Below are 516 nucleotides of genomic sequence, written 5' to 3'. Positions count from 1 at the left end.
CGGACACGACGGCAAGACCGGCGGGGACGGAAACACTAGCCCGCCCGGCCGAACCGGAAGCACCGGAGAGAACGGTAACGCCGGACGCACCGGTCTGTCTAGCGAAAACGGAGGAACCGGCCACACCGGAGAGGACGGAATGACTAGCAGGGCTAGGGCGACTAGCCGGAATAGACATACTAGGGTGGCTAGGGTGTCTAGCGTATCTAGACGGTCTAGACGGTCTAGACCTTGATGGATCAGTCGCCCGGGGGCGGGCCTAACGGCCGCCAGAAACTATAGGATACGGCGGTTCCGCCGGGAACGTCATAAATCTCCGCGCGCCCCGCAGTAACTGCGCCTGCGTGAGCGGCCAGCGCCTCTGCAGCGGCAGGATAGATCAGTTCGAAACGCGCTGAAGTCAGGACAAGCGCGGCATATCCAGAGTGCCGGCAAGCGTCAGAGGCGCTGCCGTAGAACGGCCCGACGGAATGGGCGGCGTGAGATGCGTCGTCAGCGATTGGAACAGGGATCATC

It is taken from the genome of Brevundimonas sp. (assembly GCF_031082345.1).
Classification (GTDB): domain Bacteria; phylum Pseudomonadota; class Alphaproteobacteria; order Caulobacterales; family Caulobacteraceae; genus Brevundimonas.
This window is presented reverse-complemented; position numbering follows the sequence as displayed.